The sequence below is a fragment of the Microbacterium sp. NPDC064942 genome (genome assembly GCF_049545525.1).
GTDB classification, from domain to species: domain Bacteria; phylum Actinomycetota; class Actinomycetes; order Actinomycetales; family Microbacteriaceae; genus Microbacterium; species Microbacterium gawkjiense.
Window position 1 is genome coordinate 175,979 of sequence record NZ_JBMWDR010000007.1, and the last position, 19,061, is coordinate 195,039.

Below are 19,061 nucleotides of genomic sequence, written 5' to 3' on the forward strand. Positions count from 1 at the left end.
TCAGTGCTGCTGCGGCGGGACGGGCGGCGCCGGGGGCGCGTCGGGCGCGCCCGGGAGGGGCGGCACCGGCGGGACCTGCGGCGAGGGAGCATCCGGAGCAGCGGGCGCGTCCGGCGCGGATGCGGGCACCGGCGGAGCAGCGGGCGCGTCCGGCGCGGATGCGGGCGCCGGCGGAGCAGCGGGAGCTGCCGGGGCCGCCGGAGCCGCCTCGGGAGCCGACGCCCCGTCCGGCGTCGTGGCGCCGTAGGGCTGCTGCGAGTAGGTGGGCCAGCCGGTGTAGTACGCGTTCCAGTCGGGGCTGCCGTCGGGCATGACCGGCAGGGGCGTGCGACCGTCGGCGTACGTGGGCCACGCCTGCGCAGGCGCCGTGGCCGACGCCGTGTACGCACCACCATCGGGCTGACCCGACGTGGCGTACGCCTGCGCGCCGTAGGGCGCCGCGACCTGCGGACGCTCCTTCTTCGGGGCGAAGAGGGCGTTCACGAGCGGGACGAGCGCCGTGCCCACGGCGGCGAGGATCGCGACCGACACGAGCACGCGCCAGTAGATCTCGCGGAACTCGATGAACTCCTCGAGCATCAGCGGGATGATCAGCATGACCGCGAGGATCACGACGAGGCCCATCGTCACGTAGGTGACGATGCTCGTGAAGGTGGTCTGGTAACGGGCGAAGGCCTTCGCGTAGAGGCGGATGTGCAGCAGCGCGCCCTGCAGGATCAGCAGGATCAGCAGGAACTTGAAGAAGCGCTCGGCGCCGACGCCGTAGTCGCCGGCGGCCTCCGGCATCCAGATCATGAACGCGCCGATGATGAGCGCGACGACCCACGACACGATGCTCGCGAGGGCGAACCACGCGGGGCGACGGCTGGCGAGGGATGCCTCGAGGATCGAGATCCCGGCGAAGGCCGCGAGCAGCAGGATCGTCAGGAACGCTCGCCCGACGATGCCGTTCGAGTCGCCGAGGAGCACCCACACGACGCAGACGATCGCGGCGGCGATCAGGGCGCCGATAGCGACCCAGATCGCTGCGCGGAAGATCCTGCTCGAACGGGGGGCGGTGATCGGTTCGCTCATCCTCGACATCCCTTCGGCGGAGGCCTCCCCCGCACTCGCCCCCATCCTGTCAGACCGGCCGATGAGCAGGTCGGATGTCCACAGGGGTGGCGGCGCGTCACCGGGGTGTGGAGGAGATCACCCGGGAAGGACGACCACCGGCAGCTCGTCGGCGCTCACCTGGTCGATCTGCGCGACGTCGGCGTAGGCCTCCACCACGCGGGGCGACCCCCACTCGGTGCGCCACACGGTGGCGTCGGGCCAGAGGACGACGTTGTCGTGCGGGCCGATCCAGATCGTCGTGATCTCGATCTCGCGGCCGTCGGTGAGGATCAGCCGACTGGACTGGGTCTGCGCGCCGTCGAACTCCTCCGACGGTGTCGGGCACGTCGGTCGAGGGGTACTCGAAGAACTCGATGACGGCGACCTGGTCGGGGGCGACGGCGATCGATCGGTGCGTGGTCATCCTGCCCGCAGGCTATCGCGCGGCTCCCCCGTGGGAACGGGAAAGGGCTGCGGAGATCTCCGCAGCCCTTCGTGGTGGCGAGTGAGGGATTCGAACCCCCGAATGCAATGCAGTCTGATTTACAGTCAGATCCCTTTGGCCGCTTGGGTAACTCGCCATGTGCGCACCCGCCCGGCTTGTGCAGTCGACCGGAGGCGCGATCCCCTACTCTACCCTCCCCGCGGGCGTGACGAAAACCGCGGCGTCAGGCGGCCGACGCGACGCGCTCGACGAAGGATTCGAGGCGGTGGCGGGTGCCGTCGATGCGGCGATCCACGCTCGCCCGGATCTCGCTCGGAGCCAGCGGCCCCGCGATGCGGACGTTGTCGTGGCAGGTCAGGTCCGCGCACACGTAGGTGCCGACGCTGTCGCCGCGGTCACCGGCATCCCCGGTCCGTCGAGCGGTGAACATCGTGACCTGATTGCCCGGCTGCATCGTGTGGCAGATGTTGCACATGGCGGAGCGACCTTGCGTCGCACCGTTCGCGGCGCGCAGCACGATGCCGGTCGGGTGCCCGTCGATCTCGGCGACGACGTAGCCGCGGCTGCGCGTCGTGGGATCGCGCCACGCGAGGAAGTCGAGGTGATCCCACTCGAGCAGCGGGAAGTCGTGGGGCGGCTCGAGGCGTTCCCGCTCGTCCTTCGTCGCGTTCACCAGCACGTCGCGCAACTGGTCCTCTGTCAGCGGCCGCATCAGCCCATTGTACGAAGGGGCGGATGCCGCGGCTCCGCCGACGTCAGGCGCCGAGGTTCAGGATGAGCGAGGCGGTGCCGACGAGACCGATCCCCGCTGCCGTGCCGATCGCGGGCCACAGGAACCCGCGGCGGCGGATGCCAGCGAAGACGAGACCGACGATGCCGGTGAGCATGGCGACCGACCCGCCGCCGACGAGGAGGGCGAAGGCCGGGATCAGGAGCCAGCCGTACTGCTCGTCGACGGTCGCGGCGAGCAGCAGGACGAACAGGGTCGGCAGCACAGAGAGCACGACGAGCGCGACGGCGGCGATGCCCCACGCGCGCTGGGCGAGAAGTGGAACGGCGGGCGTGGTCACCCCGTCAGGCTACGGGCGGACGCGACGACGGATGCGGCGACGCGCGGAACGTCAACCCTGCGCCGCGATCGTGCGGCTCGTCGGCCGCAACTGCACGCGGTCGCCGGGCTGCAGGACGTGCTCCGGTCCGCCCGCCTCGTTGAACGCCTGCACGGTGATCGCGTCGACGCAGAAACGGTCGCCGATGCCGCGGTAGGTGTCCCCCGGCTGCACGGTGTAGAAGGTGGGCTTGCCGTCGACCTTCTCGACCGGGCCTTCGGCGTACTCGCCCTTCCCGGTGTCGACGACCGTGCCCGACATGCTGACCGGGATCCGCCCTTCCGCGTTGGGCTCTGCGAGCGAGATGCGCGCGATCGCGTCGCAGTCCTGATGCGTGCGGTAGCCGCCCTTGGCCGCCTCGTTGAGCGCCAGCGCCTCGGGCTGCCCTTCGGCGAGGACGGCGAGGTAGTCGCCGGCGTAGATGTCGCCCGCACCGCCGAAGTTGTTCGCGCTGTTGAAGTCCGCACTGGCGAGGCAGAAGCGCTCGACGATCGCCCAGTACGAGTCGCCCGAGGCCACCCGGTAGACCGTCGCGAGGCCCTTCCCATTGGAGCGCTCGACCACGCCGGTCGCTCCGGGCGAGATGTCGCCGCGGTCCGTGCCCGCCGGCACGCCCAGGCACTTGCTCTCGGGCGCCGGGGTCGTCTCGACGGGGGTGGGAAGGGGCGCGAGCCTCGTCGGCGTGGGCGTGGGTGTCGCCGTCCGCGGCGGTGCCGCCGACGTGGGCGGCGCCTCGGCGACCACCTCGTCGGTCGGGATCATCCCGATGACAGCGGGCGCAGCGAGAGCCAGCAGGCCCACCACCGACCCCACGGCGATACCGAGCATGATCTTCCCCCGACGATCCATACCTCGACGCTATCCGTCCCGGGTCACGGGCGCGCAACGATCCTCCGGCGGTACCCTCGAACGCATGGCCAGCGACAGCTCATTCGACATCGTCAGCAAGATCGATCGCCAGGAGGCGGACAACGCGCTCAACCAGGCGCGCAAGGAGGTCGAGCAGCGCTACGACTTCAAGGGCACCGGCGCCTCGATCGAATGGAGCGGCGAGTCGATCCTCATCAAGGCGAACAGCGACGAGCGCGCCAAGGCGGTGCTCGACGTCTTCCAGTCGAAGCTGATCAAGCGCGGCATCTCGCTGAAGAGCCTCGACTCCGGCGAGCCCCAGCCCTCAGGCAAGGAGTTCCGCATCGTCTCGACCCTCAAGGAGGGCATCTCCTCCGAGGACGCGAAGAAGATCAGCAAGATGATCCGCGACGAGGGCCCCAAGTCGGTGAAGGCGCAGATCCAGGGCGACGAGCTGCGAGTGCAGTCGAAGTCCCGCGACGACCTGCAGGAAGTGCAGCGGATGCTGAAGGCCGCCGACCTCGACGTCGACCTCCAGTTCGTCAACTACCGCTGAGCACAGCGCCCGAGCACCACGGGAGCGCGGGCGGGGTGTCAAGCTCGCGCGAGCGTCGGAGGCCTCACCTAGCGTGGCAGGTCAGCACCACGAGCTTGTGAGGTCCCCGCTGTGCCTGAGCACCACCATCCCACCCCCGGCACGGTCTGGGCGCGCGTCGAGGACGGCTTCGTGACGGGGATGCTGCTGTACCGGAACGGCCGCTTCATCCAGATCCTCGAGGGCCCCGAACAGGCCGTCCGTGACACGATGGCGAAGATCGAACGGGACCCCCGCCACGACCACCTCCGGGTGCTGATCGACGAGTTCATCGACGAGCGCAACTTCGCCGAGCGGACCATGGGCTTCGAACCCATCACGACCCCGGACGCCGAGGCGCCGGAAGGCTTCCGTGACACGTTCGACGACCTCGAAGCGCACGGCGACCCGTCGGCCACCCTGCGGGCGGCACGCGAGTTGAGCCTCTGGTTCCGCGTCCGCGCAACTCAGCCGCGCTGACCGGACGACGAACGGCCCGGACCCCCTGAGGGATCCGGGCCGTCGTCTCGTCAGCGGCTCAGAGCGTGCGGGCGAACGGGTCGAAGTCGACCGGCACCGGCGGGACCGGTGCGACCGTGCTGTCGATCTCGAGGTACTGGCCGGTCTCGGCCGAGTCCTGCGCCGAGAGCAGCACGTCGAGCACGTGGAAGCCGAGCTCGCCGGTCGCGACGTGCGGCCGGTTCTCTGCGACGGCGCGCACCATGTCGAGCACGCCGAGGCCGCGGCCGACGACCGTGCCCTGCTGCTCGACCTCGATCCACTCCTGCTCGGTCTTCATGCCGTCACGGAACACACCCAGCGGCTTGACGTACGCCGTGCGCCCCTCGAAGCGATTGGGGTCGGGCAGCACGATGGAGCCCTCGGTGCCGTGGATCTCCACGACGCCGTGACGCTCGAGCGCCGAGTCGAAGCTCAGCAGGTGCGTGCCGTGCTGGCCGCCCTCGAAGGTCGAGAGGACCTGCACCGACGAGGGCACCTCGACGGGGAAGGTCTCGCCCGCGCGGGGACCGGTGTGGATGTGACGCTCCGTGCGGAACCGCGACCCGCGCGCGGCGACGCCGGCGATGGGCCCCAGCAGGCTGACGAGGGCCGAGAAGTAGTACGGACCCATGTCGAGCAGCGGGCCGGCACCCTTCGCGAACAGGAACGCGGGCTCGGGATGCCACAGGTCGGGGCCCTGCGTCTGGAACGCGGTCTGCACGAACAGCGGGGTGCCGATGACACCCTCGGCGATCGCGCGCTTGGCGGTCTGGAAACCCGGACCGAGGATCGTGTCGGGCGCCGAACCGACGCGGACGCCCGCGGCCTCGGCATCCTTCAGCAGCTGACGAGCACCCTCGCGGTCGAGGCCCAGCGGCTTCTCGGTCCACACGTGCTTGCCGGCGGCGACCGCCTGCGCCGAGACCGCGATGTGCGACTCGGGGATCGTGAGGTTGACGACGAGCTCGACCTCGGGGTTGGCGAGGACGTCCTCGAGCGTTCCCCACGAGGGCACCCCGTGCTCCTCGGCCTTCGCCTTCGCGCGCTCGGGAATCAGGTCGCCGATCGCGACCACCTTCACGTCGGGGAACGACGTGAGGTTCTCGAGGTAGGTCTGGCTGATGACACCGGCACCGACGATGCCGACTCCGACCGGACCGGTCATGCGATGAACCCGCCGTCCTTCAGGAAGGCGTACGAGGCTGCGATGTCCTCGAAGACGTCGCCGGGAGCCTTGTCGTACTCGATGACGGCGAACTTGATGCCCGTTCCCGCCTGCAGCGACTCGGCGAGGGGCACGTCGCCCGTGCCGGCGCGCAGCTGCTCGAGCGAGTCGGAACCGAACGCGTCGGCGCCGGGCGCCCACGGGTTGGATGCCGGGGCGATGCCGTCCTTGACGTGCACGGCGACGAGCCGGTCGCCGAGGCTCTTCACGAGCGCCGGCACGTCCTGGCCGCCGGTGAGCGCCCAGAACAGGTCGAGCTCGATCTCGACGCGGTCGTCGGTCAGCTCGAGGAAGCGCTCGTAGGCGGTCTGACCGCCGAAGTCCGCCACGAACTCCTGCGCGTGGTTGTGGTATCCGACCGTCAGGCCGAACTCCGCGGCCTTCTCGGCGGCGCGGTTCATGCGCTCGGCGATGTCGGCGACACCCTCTTCGGTGAGCCAGCGCTCGGCGGGCACGAACGGGTCGATGACCGTCGTCATGCCGATCGTCGCGGCCGCCTCGAAGACGACCTCGGGAGCGGGGGTCGGGATCGAGCCGTCCGGGGTCCAGAGCTCGTCCGAGAGCAGCGGCGCGTGGCCGGTGGGAGAGGCGAGGCCGCTGGCGTCGAGGGCCGCACGGATCTCGTCGGGACGCCGCACGAAGTCGAACGCCTCCACGTTGCGCAGGCCGATCGCAGCCAGCTTGTCGAGCGATCCGGACATGTCCTCGCTGAACTCTTTGGCGAGTGTGTAGAGCTGGACAGAGGCGAGTGGCAGAGCCATGGGCCTTCCTTCGTACGTCGTTGTCGGATGCCGCGGGGCGGCGTGGCCACGACGATAGCAGAAAAACCTCCAGTTGGAGGTTTTTCGTCGACGGCCCTACTCTGTCCCCATGGGTCAGGACGACGAGGGCGTGATCGGCCGCCGCGGATCGCAGCCGAAGGGCGTCGCCCGGCGGCAGGAGATCCTCGATCGCGCGATCGAGGTCTTCCGCGAGCGCGGGGCGCACGGCACGTCGCTCCGCAAGATCGCCGAGGCCATCGGCGTCTCGCACGCCGCCCTGCTGCACTACTTCGACTCGCGCGAACAGCTGCTCGTCGCCGTCTACAAGCACGCCGAGGACAGTCGCGTCGACTCCCCCGACCTCCGCCCCGGCATCGACACCATGATCGAGGCGGCGATCAAGAACGTCGAGGTGCCCGGTCTCGTCACCCTGTACTCCACCCTGCTCGCCGCCTCGCTCGAGACGGAGTCCGGCGTCGGGCGCGAGTTCTTCACGGCCCGTTTCACCGGGCTCCGCGCCACGATGACCGAGAGCCTGCGGCGACAGCAGGCCGAGGGCCTGGTGCGCGACGACGTCTCGGCCGAACACCTCGCGTCGCTTCTGATCGCGGCATCCGACGGTCTGCAGATCCAGTGGCTGCTCGATCCGGCGGTCGGGCTGGAATCGACCCTGCGCACCCTCGGCGCGCTCTTGCGCCCGCCCGCATGACCGGGCCGCACCTTACGCGCCGGCTCGTCGTCGTCCTCGGCTTCCTCTCGGCGGTCGGTCCGTTCGCGATCGACATGTACCTCGCGTCGCTGCCGCAGATCGCCCGCGAGCTCGACGCCCCCTGATCAACGCGACCTACGCACCGCGCATCGGACCGGAACGGATGCTGGTGGTCGGCGCCGCGCTCGGCGTCGCGTCCGCGACGGTCATGACGGTCTCGGCGGCCACCGGCATCCTGTCGATCCCGCTCTTCCTCGGCTGCGCCTTCGCCACCATGGGGGCGGCGGGTCTCACGTTCGGCAACGCGAACGCGCTCGGCCTCGCCCGGGCGACGCCCCGCAACCGCGGCGCGGGCGCGGCCCTCATGGGCGCGTCCCAGTTCGCGGTCGGCGCGCTCATCACCCCCGTGGTGGGCCTGTGGGGCGAGGAGACCGCGGTGCCGATGGCGTGCGTCATGCTCGTCGGCGCGCTGCTCAGCCTGACGCTCGGGATCGCCTCGAACCGCGCGAGCGCCCGATCGCACCCGTCGTGAGCCACCTTTCGAGCGCACGGTAGGCCTGCTCGCGCGGGCCCGGACGCGACAGGAAGAGGTCGTGGATGCCGCCCTCGATCCGCGCGAGCGTGATGTCGCGCCCGATCCGGGTGGCGGCGCGGGCGATGTCGTCGACGACGAGCACCGAGTCGCTGCCGGTCATCTCGGCGTTCCACGCGAACGGATTCGTCGACGCGGTCGACAGCATCACGAGGGTCGGAACACCCACGTCGATGCCCGCCGACACCCGACGGTGCCCTTCGACGATCGCGGCGAGCCAGCCCGGGTGCGTCGGGAACCCGCGCTCGGGCCGCCACTCCCGCCGGTAGCCGCGGACGGGCAGCGCGCCCACCTCGGTCTGCGCGCGGGTGTAGAAGCCGAGGTCGACGACGGGGTGCGCACCCAACGGATCGACGCGCGCCCGCATCTGCACGAGGGGCGACAGCGCCTGGCGACCGAGGGTGCCGATCTGCAGCTCGAGCCACGGGCTGTTGAGGACCAGCCCCGCGAGGCGCCCGTGGTGCCGCGATGCCCAGAGCGTGGCGGTGAGGCCGCCCGTCGAATGCCCCATCATCACGAGCCGACGCCGCGACGGCGCACCCTCGAGGCCGTGGCCCATCGCTTCGAGGGCCGTGGCGATGTCGGCGTCGTACACCTCGAGCGACGTCACGAACCCGGGCGTCTGACCGGTGCGCAGGCTGCGGCCGTACTTGCGCAAGTCGAGCGCGTGGAAGCGCGCTCCGTGCGAAGTCCAGAACCGGGCGAGCTCGACCTGGAAGAAGTAGTCGGACCAGCCGTGCAGATAGAGGACGTCGACGTCGCGCAGCGGCCCCGTCAGCCGCGCGAGCGTCGGCGGCTCGAGGCGGACGAGCGTCGCGACGACCTCGCCCTCCTGGTCGGTGCCGAGGGGCAGCGTCAGGGACTGGAACGGACGCCCGAGGACATCTGTCTCCCACTCGCCGCTCATCGGAGCCTCACTCGCCGCGCGAGACCCGCACCATCTCGTCGCGGTCGACGACCTTGATCCGCTCGCGCTCGTGCGGTGCACCGAGGGTGACCTCGTGCTCGTCGAGCCGGTGCCAGCCGTCGAGGTCCGTCCATGCGACCTGCCGCTCGGCGAGGAGCGAGATGATCGCGTCGTCGGACGGGTCCTCGGGGGTCCACCACGAGGCCTGGTCGTTGATGAGGTGGCGGATCGTCTCCATGGCGTCGGACTTCGTGTGACCGATGAGGCCGACCGGGCCGCGCTTGATCCAGCCGGTCGCGTACACGCCGGGGACCCGCTCGTTCGACCCCTTCTTCAGCACCTGACCCTCGTGGTTCGGGATCACACCGTGTCGCTTGTCGAACGGCACGTCCGGCAGCGGCGAACCGAAGTAGCCCACGGCACGGTAGACCTGGCCGACCGGGATCTCGCGGAGCTCGCCCGTGCCCTCGACCCCGCCGGAGCCGTCGGGACGGGTGCGCTCGGTGACGATCGCCGCGACGCGGCCGTCGGCATCCTTCTTGATCTCGACGGGACGCGCCCAGAAGTGCAGGTGCAGCCGGCGACTCGCCTCGCCGCCGGCGTTGTTGACGCTCGGCCGCTGGCGCCACGACTGCAGGACGCGGTCGATGACCATGACCTGCTTGTTCGAGGCGATTGCCGCCTTCGAGGCCTCGTCGTAGTCGAAGTCCTCGTCGTAGACGACCATGTCGACGTCGCGCAGCTCGCCGAGCTCGCGCAGCTCGAGCGGGGTGAATTTCACTTGCGCGGGACCGCGACGGCCGAACACGTGCACGTCGGTGACGGGTGAGGCCTTCAGACCCTCGTAGACGTTCGCGGGAATCTCGGTGGGCAGCAGGTCGTCGGCGTGCTTGGCGAGCACGCGCGCCACGTCGAGCGCGACGTTGCCGTTGCCGAGGACCGCGACGGATGCCGCATCCAGCGGCCACTCGCGCGGGAAGTCCGGGTGGCCGTCGTACCAGCTGACGAAATCCGCCGCGCCGAAGGAGCCCTCGGCGTCGATGCCGGGGATGTCGAGGTCGGCGTCCTTGATCGCGCCGGTCGCGAAGATGACGGCGTTGTAGTGCTTCTTCAGGTCGGCGAGGGTGATGTCCACGCCGAACCGGACGTTGCCGAAGATGCGGATGTCACCACGGTCGAGGACGTCGCGCAGGGCGTTGATGATGCCCTTGATGCGCGGGTGGTCGGGGGCGACGCCGTAGCGCACGAGGCCGTAGGGCGCCGGAAGGTGGTCGAAGAGGTCGATCGACACGTCGAACTTGCGCTCCGCCTTCAGGAGGATGTCCGCCGCGTAGATGCCGGCGGGTCCTGCGCCGACGATGGCCAGCCGGAGCTTGGTCATGGGTGTCCTTTCCGAGAGCCCGCGCGCGGGCGTGACGAAGAAGCGGCGGTTCCGCCGGTGATCAGCTGGAGCGGTCGACGACGACCTGCGCGAAGCGCGTGAGCGCCTCACGGACGAGGCCGTCCGGGAGGGGCGAGAGGGCGGCGACGGCGCGGTCCGACCATTCGTGCGCGAGACGGCGGGTGGCCTCGGTCGCGGGGTGGTCGCGCAGCTGCGCGAGCGGGGCGTCGAGGATGACGGGATCGGCGCCGTCGGAGATGCGGGCGACACCCTCGTCGATCGTGACCTTGAGCGCCTGCGAGGCCGGGTCGGCCGCACGGCCGAGGAGCAGGTAGGGCATCGTCGGCACGCCGGCGCGCAGGTCGGTGCCGGGGACCTTGCCGGTCTCCTCGGCGTCGGCCGACAGGTCGATGACGTCATCGAGCAGCTGGAAGGCGACACCCACGCGCTCGCCGAACTCGCGCACCGGCGCGGCGTACTCGTCGGAGGCGTCGGAGAAGACGACACCGGTCTCGGCGGCGGCGGCGATCAGCGAACCGGTCTTGTCGCTGAGCACCTGCAGGTAGAAGTCGACCGGGTCGTCGCCCGGCTGCGCCCCCACGGTCTCGTGCATCTGACCGAGCACGAGGCGCTCGAAGGTGTCGGCCTGCAGCCGGATGGCACGCTCGCCCACCTGCGCCATGAGCTGGCTGGCACGCGAGAAGAGCAGGTCGCCCGTGAGGATCGCGACGCTGTTGCCCCACACCGCGTGGGCGCTGGGAACGCCGCGGCGACGGTCGGCCTCGTCCATGACGTCGTCGTGGTACAGCGAGCCGAGGTGGGTCATCTCGAGAGCCGTCGCGCCCGCGAGGACGTCGTCGGTGACCCCGGAGCCGAGCTGCGCCGTGAGGATGGCGAGCATCGGCCGCATCCGCTTTCCGCCCGCCTCGTAGAGGTAGCGCGAGGTGACGTCGGCGAGCGAGTCCCCGACCTTCAGCTCACCGGCGAGGCGGGCTTCGACGAGGTCGAGCCCCTCTTCGACCGTGGCGAGCAGCTTGCGCATGCGCGGGCCCACGAAGATGCGCTCGGTGACGCCGAGACGGCTCGCGATCTGCGAGCCCGGAGTACCGGGACGGGGGGTCATGCCTCCAGCGTACCCGTCGCGCCTCAGGCCCGGCCCGGGGTTGCGGGCTTGCGCGCGCGGTGCAGTGCGACGATCCCGAAGCTCAGGTCGCGCCAGGCGACCTGCTCCCACCCGGCGGCGCGGATGCGGCCGGCCAGGGTGCGCTGATCGGGCCAGTCGCGGATCGACTCGTTGAGGTAGTCGTAGGCGTCGGCGTTCGAGCTGAACGCCCGCGCGACGACGGGCAGGACGCGGTCGTTGTAGAAGCGGTACAGCCCACGCATGAGCGCTGCCGGCGGGTGCGAGAACTCGCAGATGACGAGGCTCCCGCCGGGCTTGGTGACGCGGAGCAACTCGCGCAGCGCCTTTTCGGGGTCGTTGACGTTGCGCAGCCCGAACGAGATCGTCACGGTGTCGAACTCCTCGTCGCCGAACGGCAGGGCCGTCGCGTCCGCCTCGACGAAGGACAGGTTCGGGATGCCGCCGTGCCGCCGCTTGCCCTCGGCGATCATCCCCGCCGAGAAGTCGCCCGCGACGACCTCGGCACCCGAGCGGGCGAGCGAGACCGAGCTCGCGCCGGTGCCGGCGGCGAGGTCGAGGATCCTCTGCCCGCGCCGCGGTGCGATGGCGCGCGTCGTCGCGATGCGCCACAGCTTGTCGTTGCCGAGGCTGAGGATCGTGTTGGTGCGGTCGTAGCCCGCCGCGACCTCGTCGAACATGCCGCTGACGCGCGCGGGATCCTTGCCGAGGTCCGCGCGGGTGGACGGGGTGCGGGAGGGCTGTTCGGTCACGTGTCGAGCCTAATCGGGGCGGGATGCCGCGGGGCTGCGCGCGAGGCTCGGGTGGGTGCTGCCGGATTAGGCTGAGAGCGTGACTTCGACTGCGCTCGGCGCTCCCCGGCTGCGCGCCGTCACCCGCCGCATCGAGCCGGTCGACGACCCCCTCTCCTACGCCGCGCCCGACGACCCGACGGTCTGGTCGCGTCGCGGCGACATGCTCGTCGGCTGGGGCCGCGCCGCCGAGCTTCCGGCGGGAGAGTCCGCCGTCGCCTGGTGGCGGGCCGTCAGCGCCGCGGCCGAGGTCGACGACAAGGTGCGGATGCCGGGATCCGGCCTCGTCGCGTTCGGCGCGCTGCCGTTCGACCCGGCCCACAGCTCGTCGAGCGCGACGCTGACGGTGCCGAAGATGATCATCGGCCGCCGCGGCGACACGAGCTGGGTCACCCACGTCTTCACCGACGGTGAGCCCGAGCGTCCCGAGCCGCAGTCCATCCCCTTCGGGCCGCATTGGTCGGCGGTCGTGGGGCCGGGGGCCTGCACACCCGACTGCTACCAGGCGGAGGTGCGGGCCGGGCTCGAAGCGATCGCCTCGGGCGAGGTCGCCAAGGTGGTGCTGGCGCGCGACCTCGTCGGCTCCGTGCCTGCCGGATCGGATCTGCGACGACTCGTCCGCGCCCTCGCCTCGGCCTACCCGGACACCTGGACCTTTGCCGTCGACGGCGCGATCGGAGCGAGCCCCGAGACCCTCGTCACGGTCTCGGGCGGTACGGTCACGGCGCGTGTGCTGGCCGGGACCGCCGCGCGGGGCGCCGACGCCGACGCCGACACCGCGGCATCCGTCGCCCTCGCCACCAGTGCGAAAGACCTCGACGAGCACCGGTACGCCGTGCAGAGTGTGCTGACGGCGCTGCGCGCGCACACGACCGCGCTGGTGGCCGAGCCTGAGCCGTTCATGCTGAAGCTGCCGAACGTGTGGCACCTCGCGACGGATGTCGAGGGCACGCTCTCGGGCCACGCGTCGGCGCTCGACCTCGTCGAGGTGCTCCACCCGACGGCGGCGGTCGCCGGAACTCCGACGCAGGCGGCGCTCGAGGTGATCCGTCGGGTCGAGCCGTTCGACCGCGGCCGCTACGCCGGGCCGGTCGGCTGGATCGACGCGAACGGCGACGGCGAGTGGGCCATCGCGTTGCGTTGCGCGCAGTTCGACGTGCACGGCGAGGGCGACATCGCGCTCACCGCCCACGCCGGCGCGGGCATCGTCGCCGGGAGCGACCCCGAGACCGAGATGCTCGAGACCCGGGTCAAGTTCCGCCCGATCGTCGACGCGCTCGCCTGAGGGCGGTCAGACGTCCGCGAGGAACGTCTCGACGGTCGCGGCGAAGTCGGGGTGGTCCTGGGGCCGGTGACCATGGCCCGACAGGGTCCGGCGATGCGCACCGTGTCGCTCGAGCACCTCGGCGATCGCGTCGTACTCGGCGTTCCACCCGCCCGTGACGACGAGGGTCGGGATGCCGCGCAGCATCGCGGCGTCCACGCCGAACCCCCACGGCGGTCGCCTCGCCGCGAAGCGCGCGACCCCGGCACGCTCGGGCTCCCAGCGCGCCGGGTCGGCGGGGCCGCCGAACATGAGGGGTCGCACGACGGACCAGTAGCCGAAGAGGTCGCCGGTGTCGGCGAATGCTTTCGCGCGAGTGATTCCGGCGATGTGGGCCTCGATCGCGGGATGACCTCGAGCGATGTCGTAGAGCGCGGGCTCGACGAGGACGAGTGCGCGAGGCGACAGCTGGGCCGCAGCGAGCGCGACGGGGACGGCGGCGGCGGAATGGGAGAACACGGTCGCGCCTCGCGGCGCGGCATCCATCGGCGAAGCGGAGAGCGCGTCGAGCGGGAGGGTGAGGTCGAGCGGGAGGTACTGCGCATCGCCGGGCGCCGACGAGGGCCAGGCGGAGGGGCCGTCGCGGTCGGCGCTGTGGACGTACAGTCGCATCCGATCAGGGTACGACTGGGGGGTCCTCGGAGAGACCGATCAGCTCCGCGATGACGCGCGGGTGGGCGAGCACCCGGAAATGGCCGCCCGTGTCGAGGCGCACGTTCTTCGCGGCGCCAGGCGGATCGAACCGGCCGTAGACCGACACGATGCGCCCGTTGACCTCGTGCTCCCGCGACAGAGCGAGGATCGTCGCGCTGCGGGGCGAGAAGATCCGCAGAGACGGGAGGACCATGAGTCGGCCGTAACGTGATCCGCCGAACGGGGTGGCCACGGCAAGCATCGCGCGCACGCGGCCGGTGGGCGCGTCGACGACCATGGTGCGTTTGCCGACCAGTCCGCCCTTGCTGTGCGCGAGCAGCACGCAGCCGCGCAGGTCGTGCTCGGCGAGGTAGCCGACGACCCGGGCCGCGGCGTCGTCGACGGGTCGCCGGTTGCGTCGGAGTACCAACAGGACGTGCACGGGATGCCCGCGGTCGTGCATCGCGCGGATGAGCGGCGTCATGAACCGCCAGGTCTCGTACACGCCGGGGAGGATGACGATGGGCGTGAGCTCACCCGCCAGGAGCTGTCGCGGATCGGTGCGCGTCAGGGTCGCGGCGACCTGCCAGCGCAGCGCGTAGAGGTAGTCGCGCGACCGCCACGCAGCGTTGCGGACGAGAGAGGTCATCGCGACTCCTGCCGTGCTCGGAACGCGACGATCGCGTCGGCGACCACTCGCGGGGCGCTGTGCTGGACGACGTGTCCGCTGCCGGGGATCTCCGACGTCTCGGCATCCGCGGCACCGGCGGACAGCCGTCGACACCACGCCGCCCCCGCGATGGGGTCGCGCGCACCGCGGATCACGAGCAGAGGGCGTGCGAGCGCTCGCACCCGGTCCTCGATGCGGTAGGCGAGCATGTGGCGCAGTTGCCGCAGGTACCAGGGGATGCCGCACCGCACGTAATCGCTGAGGACGAGCCAGTTCGCGAGCGGCGGCTCGCGGAAGATGTCGAGCGCCAGCGCGAGTGCCTGGGCTGTGGGTGTGCGGTGCCGGTCGTCGGCGACGGGACCCATCGCGACGACGTGCGTGACCAGATCGGGACGCTGCGCGGCGAGTTCGATCACCCACTGGCTGCCCATCGAGTGGCCGACCGCGACGACCGGCGGGAGGTCAAGGTGTGCGAGGAGGCGGGCGATCGCGGCGGCCATCGCAGGGACGTCGAGCTCGCGCGCGGGCTGAGGGAGCCCGCCGAACCCCGGCAGATCGATCGAGACGACGGCGTGGTTGTGCGCCAGCTCGGCGTGGAGCCGTCGCAGATAGCGGTGCGACATGCCGATGCCGTGCACGAGGAGGTACGTGTGCGCCGCGTCGGCGCGCGGCGAGTGGAGGACGCGGAAGGTGTTGCCGCCGACCGTGACCTCGTGGATCGGCGGGCCGTCTGGACGTGCCCTCACGCGATGCCTTTCGTCGCCGGAGAGGTTCACGGTAGCCGGGTGCGGGAGGTGTGGTGCGGGGGTTGACCTGGCGGTGTGGGACGGGCGCGGTGAGGTGCGGATCCGGAGGGTGGGCGCGGATTCGGATGCGGTGGCGGCCTCCGGTCCGAATCCGGTGACAGTGTCCGAATCCGGCGCGATTACGGAGTGCGCTGACGGTTGGATGCCGAGGCTGCGCCGGTACGGAGGGTGCGAGAGCTCTGCCGCACATCGAATCCGCGAAGAATGAGAGGACTCTCATTTCTAGGTTGTGCATAACGTGAGTTCTGGGCCCGGTTTGCCGAGATGGATGTCGGTGGCCCCTGGCAGAGTGCAGGTATGACGGATGCGGCGGAAACCCCCGGTGGCGAGGACTATCTCGCCGCCCTGGCGGGCATCGTCGCTGAGGTTGGCGACGTTGCTGTCGAACTCGCTCGGGTGCAGGTCCGGGAGCTTCGGGCGCTGGCTGCGGCGGGCCAGTTGGCGGAAGCGCAGACCGCGCAACGCAACGCGCGTGTTCTGGTCCACGACATGGCGTTGCGATCGATCGCGGCGGAGGTCGGCGGCGTCATGCGTTTCACCGACCGGACCGTGCAACGGCGGATCGGTGAAGCACGGACCCTGATCGAAGGGTTTCCCGCGACGGTCGAGGCGTGGGAGCAGGGGCGGATCGTCCGCGGGCACGCGATCGCGATCGTGGAGACCGGGACGAGTCTGCCGGCGGAGATGTGGTCCGAGTTCGAACAGCTCGCGATCAGCCGATGCGAGAAGGACACCCCGAACCGTGTGCGAGGAGAGCTCGAGATCCTCGCCCACCGGATGCATCCCCGCTCGTTCGCGGAGCGGCACGAGGATGCCGCCGCGACGCGGTGCGTCCGGATCGTGCCGGGAAGGGACGGAATGTCCGACGTGGTCGCGACCGTCTCGACGGTGATCGCCGAGGGCATCCACGACCGACTCACCCAGCAAGCGAGGGCGATCATCGACACCCGCGACGAGCGCGCCGCTGCGCACGGCGGGGATGGTGTCGCGTTCGGGGAAGCAGCCACGGCGCACAGCGACAGCGACGATGCCGCAGCCATCGTCGCCACTGACCAGCGCTCCATCGACCAGGTCCGGGCGGACGTGTTCGCGGATTTGCTCCTCGCGGGAACACCAGCGCTCGACGACACCCGCGACACCACCGCCGGTCCGCTGGGCGCGATCCGCGCACGTGTGCAGGTACTCATCCCCGCCGCGACCCTCACCGGCGAGGACGACGGGCCCTGCGACCTGACCGGGCGCTCCCCGATCGACCCCGCGACCGCCCGCACCCTCGCGGGCGACACCGGGATGTGGGAACGGCTCTTCCACGACCCCACCACCGGGGTCACCGTCTCAACCGACTCGTACCGCGTCCCGTCCGGGATGCGCCGGTTCCTGCAAGCCCGCGACCAGCACTGCCGATTCCCCGGATGCCGCGTCGCGGCGATCCGGTGTGAGGTCGACCACACCCACGACCACGCCCTCGGCGGCAGAACCGAACTGTCGAACCTCGCCCACCTGTGCCAGAGGCATCACTCCATGAAGCAGTTCACCGCATGGAGAGTCCGACAACTGAAGGGTGGCGTCCTCGAATGGACCTCACCCCTCGGCAGGACCTACCGCGAAGACGCCCCCACCCCGGCCGTCGCCTTCACCCCTGCCGCACCACCACCACCACCACCGACCGCACCAGCGGAACCCGCACCCTTCTGACGCCCGCCCCCAACGGCGACCAGGTCGGATACGTCACCACCGCTTACGACGGCGAACTCACGAGCGACGCCACCCCCGACGGCGACGAGCTGTTCGAGATCGCCTGGTTCCCCCGCGACGCGATCCCCACCCTCCCCCGCCGCGACTGGATCGACCGCGTCATCGGCGACGTCCGCGACGATCTGTAGGGTGCCGCCATGACGACCGACATCCGCGACGACCGCACCGTCGTCCTCCTGCACGGCTGGCCGGGACTCCCCTCCGACTACGACGCGGTCATCGCCGACCTGACCGACCTCCGCACCCTCACCCCCGACCTCCTCGGCATGGGGACCGGGTTCGACGGCATCCCGAGCGTCGAGGCATCCACCGCCGAATCGCACGCCGAACGCGTCCTCGGGCAGCTCGACGACGCCGGGATCACGAGCGGCGTCATCATCGCCGGCTACGACATCGGCAGCCGCATCGCCCAAGCCGCCCTCCGCGCAGACCCGAGCCGGTTCCACGGCGCCGTCCTCACCCCGGCCTACCCGGGCGTCGGCGACCGCGCCGCATCCCCCGCCCTCGCCTCCGTGTTCTGGTACCAGCACTTCCACCGCGACCCCGTCGCCACCCAGCTCATCGACGGCGACGAACGCGCCGTCCGCACCTACCTCACCCACACCTGGAACAGTTGGCGAGCGGATGCCGCACCCCCGCCGCACCTCGACGAGATCATCGCCGCCTACGCACGGCCGGGCGCGTTCGCCGCCAGCCTGCAGTGGTACGTCGCCAACCGCGGCTACACCGCCGACACGGCCCCCGTCACCGTTCCGACGACGATGCTGTGGCCCGGCGCCGACCCGCTGTTCTCGACCGACTGGACCGACAGGCTGCCCGACCACTTCACCGACGTCCGCCTCGACGTCATCTCTAGATGCGGGCACTTCATCCCTGTCGAGCGGCCCGACGCCGTCGTCCGCGCCATCCGCTCGCACCTCGACTGACCGCTCAGGTCGCCGCGAGCCGCGCCTTCTCGACCTCGACGTCGAAGTCCGCCGCCGGCCACTGCGGATCGATCCGCTCCAAGACCTCGATCAGCAGCGCCTGCACCGCCAACCGGGCGTACCACTTGTGGTTCGCCGGCACCACCAACCACGGCGCACGATCCGTCGACGTCCGATCGAACACCGCCTGATACGCGTCCATGTACGCCGGCCACAGCTCCCGCTCGTCGACGTCGCCGGGGTTGTACTTCCAGTGCTTGTCCGGCCGCTCGAGCCGCTCCGTCAGACGCGCCTTCTGCTCATCGCCCGAGATGTGCAGCATGACCTTCACGAGGTGCACACCGCGCTCCGCCAGCCGGTCCTCGAAGTCGACGATGGCGCCATACCGTCGCTGGATCTCCTCGGGCGGCGCGAGCTGCCGCACCCGACCGATCAGCACGTCCTCGTAGTGCGACCGGTCGAACACCCCGATGTACCCGGGCTCGGGAATCTCCCGCTCGATCCGCCACAGGAAGTCGTGCGACAGCTCCTCGGGCGTCGGCTTCTTGAACGCCTTCAGATGCACGCCCTGCGGATCCGTCGCCCCGATCACGTGCCGGACGATCCCGCCCTTGCCCGCCGAATCCATCGCTTGCAGCACGAGCAGCACCGACGGCGCATCCGGTTGCGTGCGACTCTGCGCGTACAGCCGCTCCTGCAACTGATCGAACTCGTCCGCCGCAGCGGCGAGATCCGCCTGCCCCGACTTCTTGTCGCCGTCGTACCCGGGCGTCGACGCCGGGTCGACGTCGGCGAGGCGGAACCCCGCCCCCACCCGCAACAGCGTCGACGGTGACCCGGTCCAGTGATCGTCAGCACTCATGCGGC

At 70.8% G+C, this 19,061-nt stretch carries 22 protein-coding genes and 1 tRNA gene; 8 read left to right on the forward strand and 15 right to left on the reverse strand.

Annotated elements, in window-relative coordinates; all coding sequences use genetic code 11:
- From ACPEH2_RS12655 to ACPEH2_RS12675, 5 genes are all read right to left on the reverse strand, one after another.
- Nucleotides 1-1,074, reverse strand: coding sequence for a hypothetical protein (locus tag ACPEH2_RS12655; protein WP_359919571.1), 1,074 nt, complete (start codon nt 1,072-1,074; stop codon nt 1-3).
- Nucleotides 1,075-1,591: 517 nt separating this feature from the next.
- Nucleotides 1,592-1,676: transfer RNA gene (locus tag ACPEH2_RS12660), tRNA-Tyr, on the reverse strand.
- An 87-nt stretch (nt 1,677-1,763) separates the two neighbouring features.
- A complete protein-coding gene (locus ACPEH2_RS12665; RefSeq protein ID WP_064002942.1) occupies nt 1,764-2,252 on the reverse strand; it encodes an FBP domain-containing protein in 489 nt (162 codons plus the stop codon).
- Between the two features lie 43 nt (nt 2,253-2,295).
- A complete protein-coding gene (locus tag ACPEH2_RS12670) occupies nt 2,296-2,610 on the reverse strand; it encodes a hypothetical protein (RefSeq protein WP_311285405.1) in 315 nt (104 codons plus the stop codon).
- Between the two features lie 51 nt (nt 2,611-2,661).
- Nucleotides 2,662-3,498 carry a LysM peptidoglycan-binding domain-containing protein gene (locus ACPEH2_RS12675; RefSeq protein WP_359919572.1) on the reverse strand — a complete coding sequence of 279 codons (837 nt, stop codon included), beginning with the start codon at nt 3,496-3,498 and terminating at the stop codon, nt 2,662-2,664.
- A 64-nt stretch (nt 3,499-3,562) separates the two neighbouring features.
- Between ACPEH2_RS12675 and ACPEH2_RS12680 the strand changes: the two genes are divergently transcribed.
- Together ACPEH2_RS12680 and ACPEH2_RS12685 are read left to right on the forward strand one after the other, a co-directional pair.
- The gene (locus tag ACPEH2_RS12680; RefSeq protein WP_217530714.1) at nt 3,563-4,054 is read left to right on the forward strand and encodes a YajQ family cyclic di-GMP-binding protein; all 492 of its coding nucleotides are present in this window, start codon (nt 3,563-3,565) and stop codon (nt 4,052-4,054) included.
- A gap of 111 nt (nt 4,055-4,165) precedes the next feature.
- Entirely contained in the window at nt 4,166-4,552 is a 387-nt protein-coding gene (locus ACPEH2_RS12685; protein ID WP_359919573.1) for a BLUF domain-containing protein, read from the forward strand.
- A 58-nt stretch (nt 4,553-4,610) separates the two neighbouring features.
- Here the strand turns inward: ACPEH2_RS12685 and ACPEH2_RS12690 are convergent, their stop codons facing one another.
- Complete coding sequence (locus ACPEH2_RS12690; RefSeq protein ID WP_217530712.1) at nt 4,611-5,738, reverse strand: Gfo/Idh/MocA family protein; 1,128 nt, start codon at nt 5,736-5,738, stop codon at nt 4,611-4,613.
- The gene (locus tag ACPEH2_RS12695) at nt 5,735-6,559 is read right to left on the reverse strand and encodes a sugar phosphate isomerase/epimerase family protein (RefSeq protein WP_311860172.1); all 825 of its coding nucleotides are present in this window, start codon (nt 6,557-6,559) and stop codon (nt 5,735-5,737) included. Before ACPEH2_RS12695 ends, ACPEH2_RS12690 begins: the two co-directional genes overlap by 4 nt.
- Before the next feature lie 109 nt (nt 6,560-6,668).
- On the opposite strand from ACPEH2_RS12695, the gene ACPEH2_RS12700 reads away from it, so the two are divergent.
- Genes ACPEH2_RS12700 through ACPEH2_RS12710 form a run of 3 tightly spaced genes read left to right on the forward strand, consistent with a single transcriptional unit; the run spans nt 6,669 to nt 7,800 of the window.
- The gene (locus ACPEH2_RS12700) at nt 6,669-7,268 is read left to right on the forward strand and encodes a TetR/AcrR family transcriptional regulator (RefSeq protein ID WP_217530708.1); all 600 of its coding nucleotides are present in this window, start codon (nt 6,669-6,671) and stop codon (nt 7,266-7,268) included.
- The gene (locus tag ACPEH2_RS12705) at nt 7,265-7,393 is read left to right on the forward strand and encodes a hypothetical protein (RefSeq protein WP_359919574.1); all 129 of its coding nucleotides are present in this window, start codon (nt 7,265-7,267) and stop codon (nt 7,391-7,393) included. The genes ACPEH2_RS12700 and ACPEH2_RS12705 overlap by 4 nt, the downstream gene beginning before the upstream one ends.
- A 38-nt stretch (nt 7,394-7,431) precedes the next feature.
- On the forward strand, nt 7,432-7,800 hold the full coding sequence (locus ACPEH2_RS12710) for a hypothetical protein (protein ID WP_423718845.1): 369 nt from the start codon (nt 7,432-7,434) through the stop codon (nt 7,798-7,800).
- Here ACPEH2_RS12710 and ACPEH2_RS12715 read toward each other — a convergent pair.
- From ACPEH2_RS12715 to ACPEH2_RS12730, 4 genes are all read right to left on the reverse strand, one after another.
- On the reverse strand, nt 7,742-8,767 hold the full coding sequence (locus tag ACPEH2_RS12715) for an alpha/beta hydrolase (protein ID WP_359919577.1): 1,026 nt from the start codon (nt 8,765-8,767) through the stop codon (nt 7,742-7,744). The two genes, ACPEH2_RS12710 and ACPEH2_RS12715, sit on opposite strands and share 59 nt — an antisense overlap.
- Nucleotides 8,768-8,774: 7 nt before the next feature.
- A complete protein-coding gene (locus tag ACPEH2_RS12720) occupies nt 8,775-10,148 on the reverse strand; it encodes an FAD-dependent oxidoreductase (protein WP_359919579.1) in 1,374 nt (457 codons plus the stop codon).
- Between the two features lie 61 nt (nt 10,149-10,209).
- Nucleotides 10,210-11,271 carry a polyprenyl synthetase family protein gene (locus ACPEH2_RS12725; RefSeq protein ID WP_217530701.1) on the reverse strand — a complete coding sequence of 354 codons (1,062 nt, stop codon included), beginning with the start codon at nt 11,269-11,271 and terminating at the stop codon, nt 10,210-10,212.
- Nucleotides 11,272-11,294: 23 nt separating this feature from the next.
- Nucleotides 11,295-12,041, reverse strand: coding sequence for a demethylmenaquinone methyltransferase (locus ACPEH2_RS12730; RefSeq protein WP_217530699.1), 747 nt, complete (start codon nt 12,039-12,041; stop codon nt 11,295-11,297).
- A gap of 79 nt (nt 12,042-12,120) precedes the next feature.
- On the opposite strand from ACPEH2_RS12730, the gene ACPEH2_RS12735 reads away from it, so the two are divergent.
- Nucleotides 12,121-13,365: an isochorismate synthase gene (locus ACPEH2_RS12735; RefSeq protein ID WP_359919581.1), complete on the forward strand. Its 1,245-nt coding sequence runs from the start codon at nt 12,121-12,123 to the stop codon at nt 13,363-13,365.
- A 6-nt stretch (nt 13,366-13,371) separates the two neighbouring features.
- On the opposite strand, the gene ACPEH2_RS12740 is transcribed toward ACPEH2_RS12735, so the two are convergent.
- From ACPEH2_RS12740 to ACPEH2_RS12750, 3 genes are read right to left on the reverse strand one after another with little or no spacing between them, the layout of a single operon-like run.
- Nucleotides 13,372-14,016, reverse strand: a complete 645-nt coding sequence (locus ACPEH2_RS12740; protein WP_359919583.1) for a hypothetical protein — start codon at nt 14,014-14,016, stop codon at nt 13,372-13,374.
- Between the two features lie 4 nt (nt 14,017-14,020).
- Nucleotides 14,021-14,686 (reverse strand): esterase/lipase family protein, encoded by a 666-nt coding sequence (locus ACPEH2_RS12745; RefSeq protein WP_359919585.1) that lies wholly within the window; start codon nt 14,684-14,686, stop codon nt 14,021-14,023.
- On the reverse strand, nt 14,683-15,453 hold the full coding sequence (locus tag ACPEH2_RS12750) for an alpha/beta fold hydrolase (RefSeq protein ID WP_359919586.1): 771 nt from the start codon (nt 15,451-15,453) through the stop codon (nt 14,683-14,685). Before ACPEH2_RS12750 ends, ACPEH2_RS12745 begins: the two co-directional genes overlap by 4 nt.
- A 357-nt stretch (nt 15,454-15,810) precedes the next feature.
- Between ACPEH2_RS12750 and ACPEH2_RS12755 the strand changes: the two genes are divergently transcribed.
- Together ACPEH2_RS12755 and ACPEH2_RS12760 are read left to right on the forward strand one after the other, a co-directional pair.
- The gene (locus tag ACPEH2_RS12755; RefSeq protein ID WP_359919588.1) at nt 15,811-17,208 is read left to right on the forward strand and encodes an HNH endonuclease signature motif containing protein; all 1,398 of its coding nucleotides are present in this window, start codon (nt 15,811-15,813) and stop codon (nt 17,206-17,208) included.
- 197 nt (nt 17,209-17,405) lie between these two features.
- Entirely contained in the window at nt 17,406-18,194 is a 789-nt protein-coding gene (locus ACPEH2_RS12760; RefSeq protein WP_359919589.1) for an alpha/beta fold hydrolase, read from the forward strand.
- Between the two features lie 4 nt (nt 18,195-18,198).
- On the opposite strand, the gene ACPEH2_RS12765 is transcribed toward ACPEH2_RS12760, so the two are convergent.
- Nucleotides 18,199-19,056: a PPK2 family polyphosphate kinase gene (locus ACPEH2_RS12765; protein WP_359919591.1), complete on the reverse strand. Its 858-nt coding sequence runs from the start codon at nt 19,054-19,056 to the stop codon at nt 18,199-18,201.
- Nucleotides 19,057-19,061 lie beyond the last annotated feature (5 nt).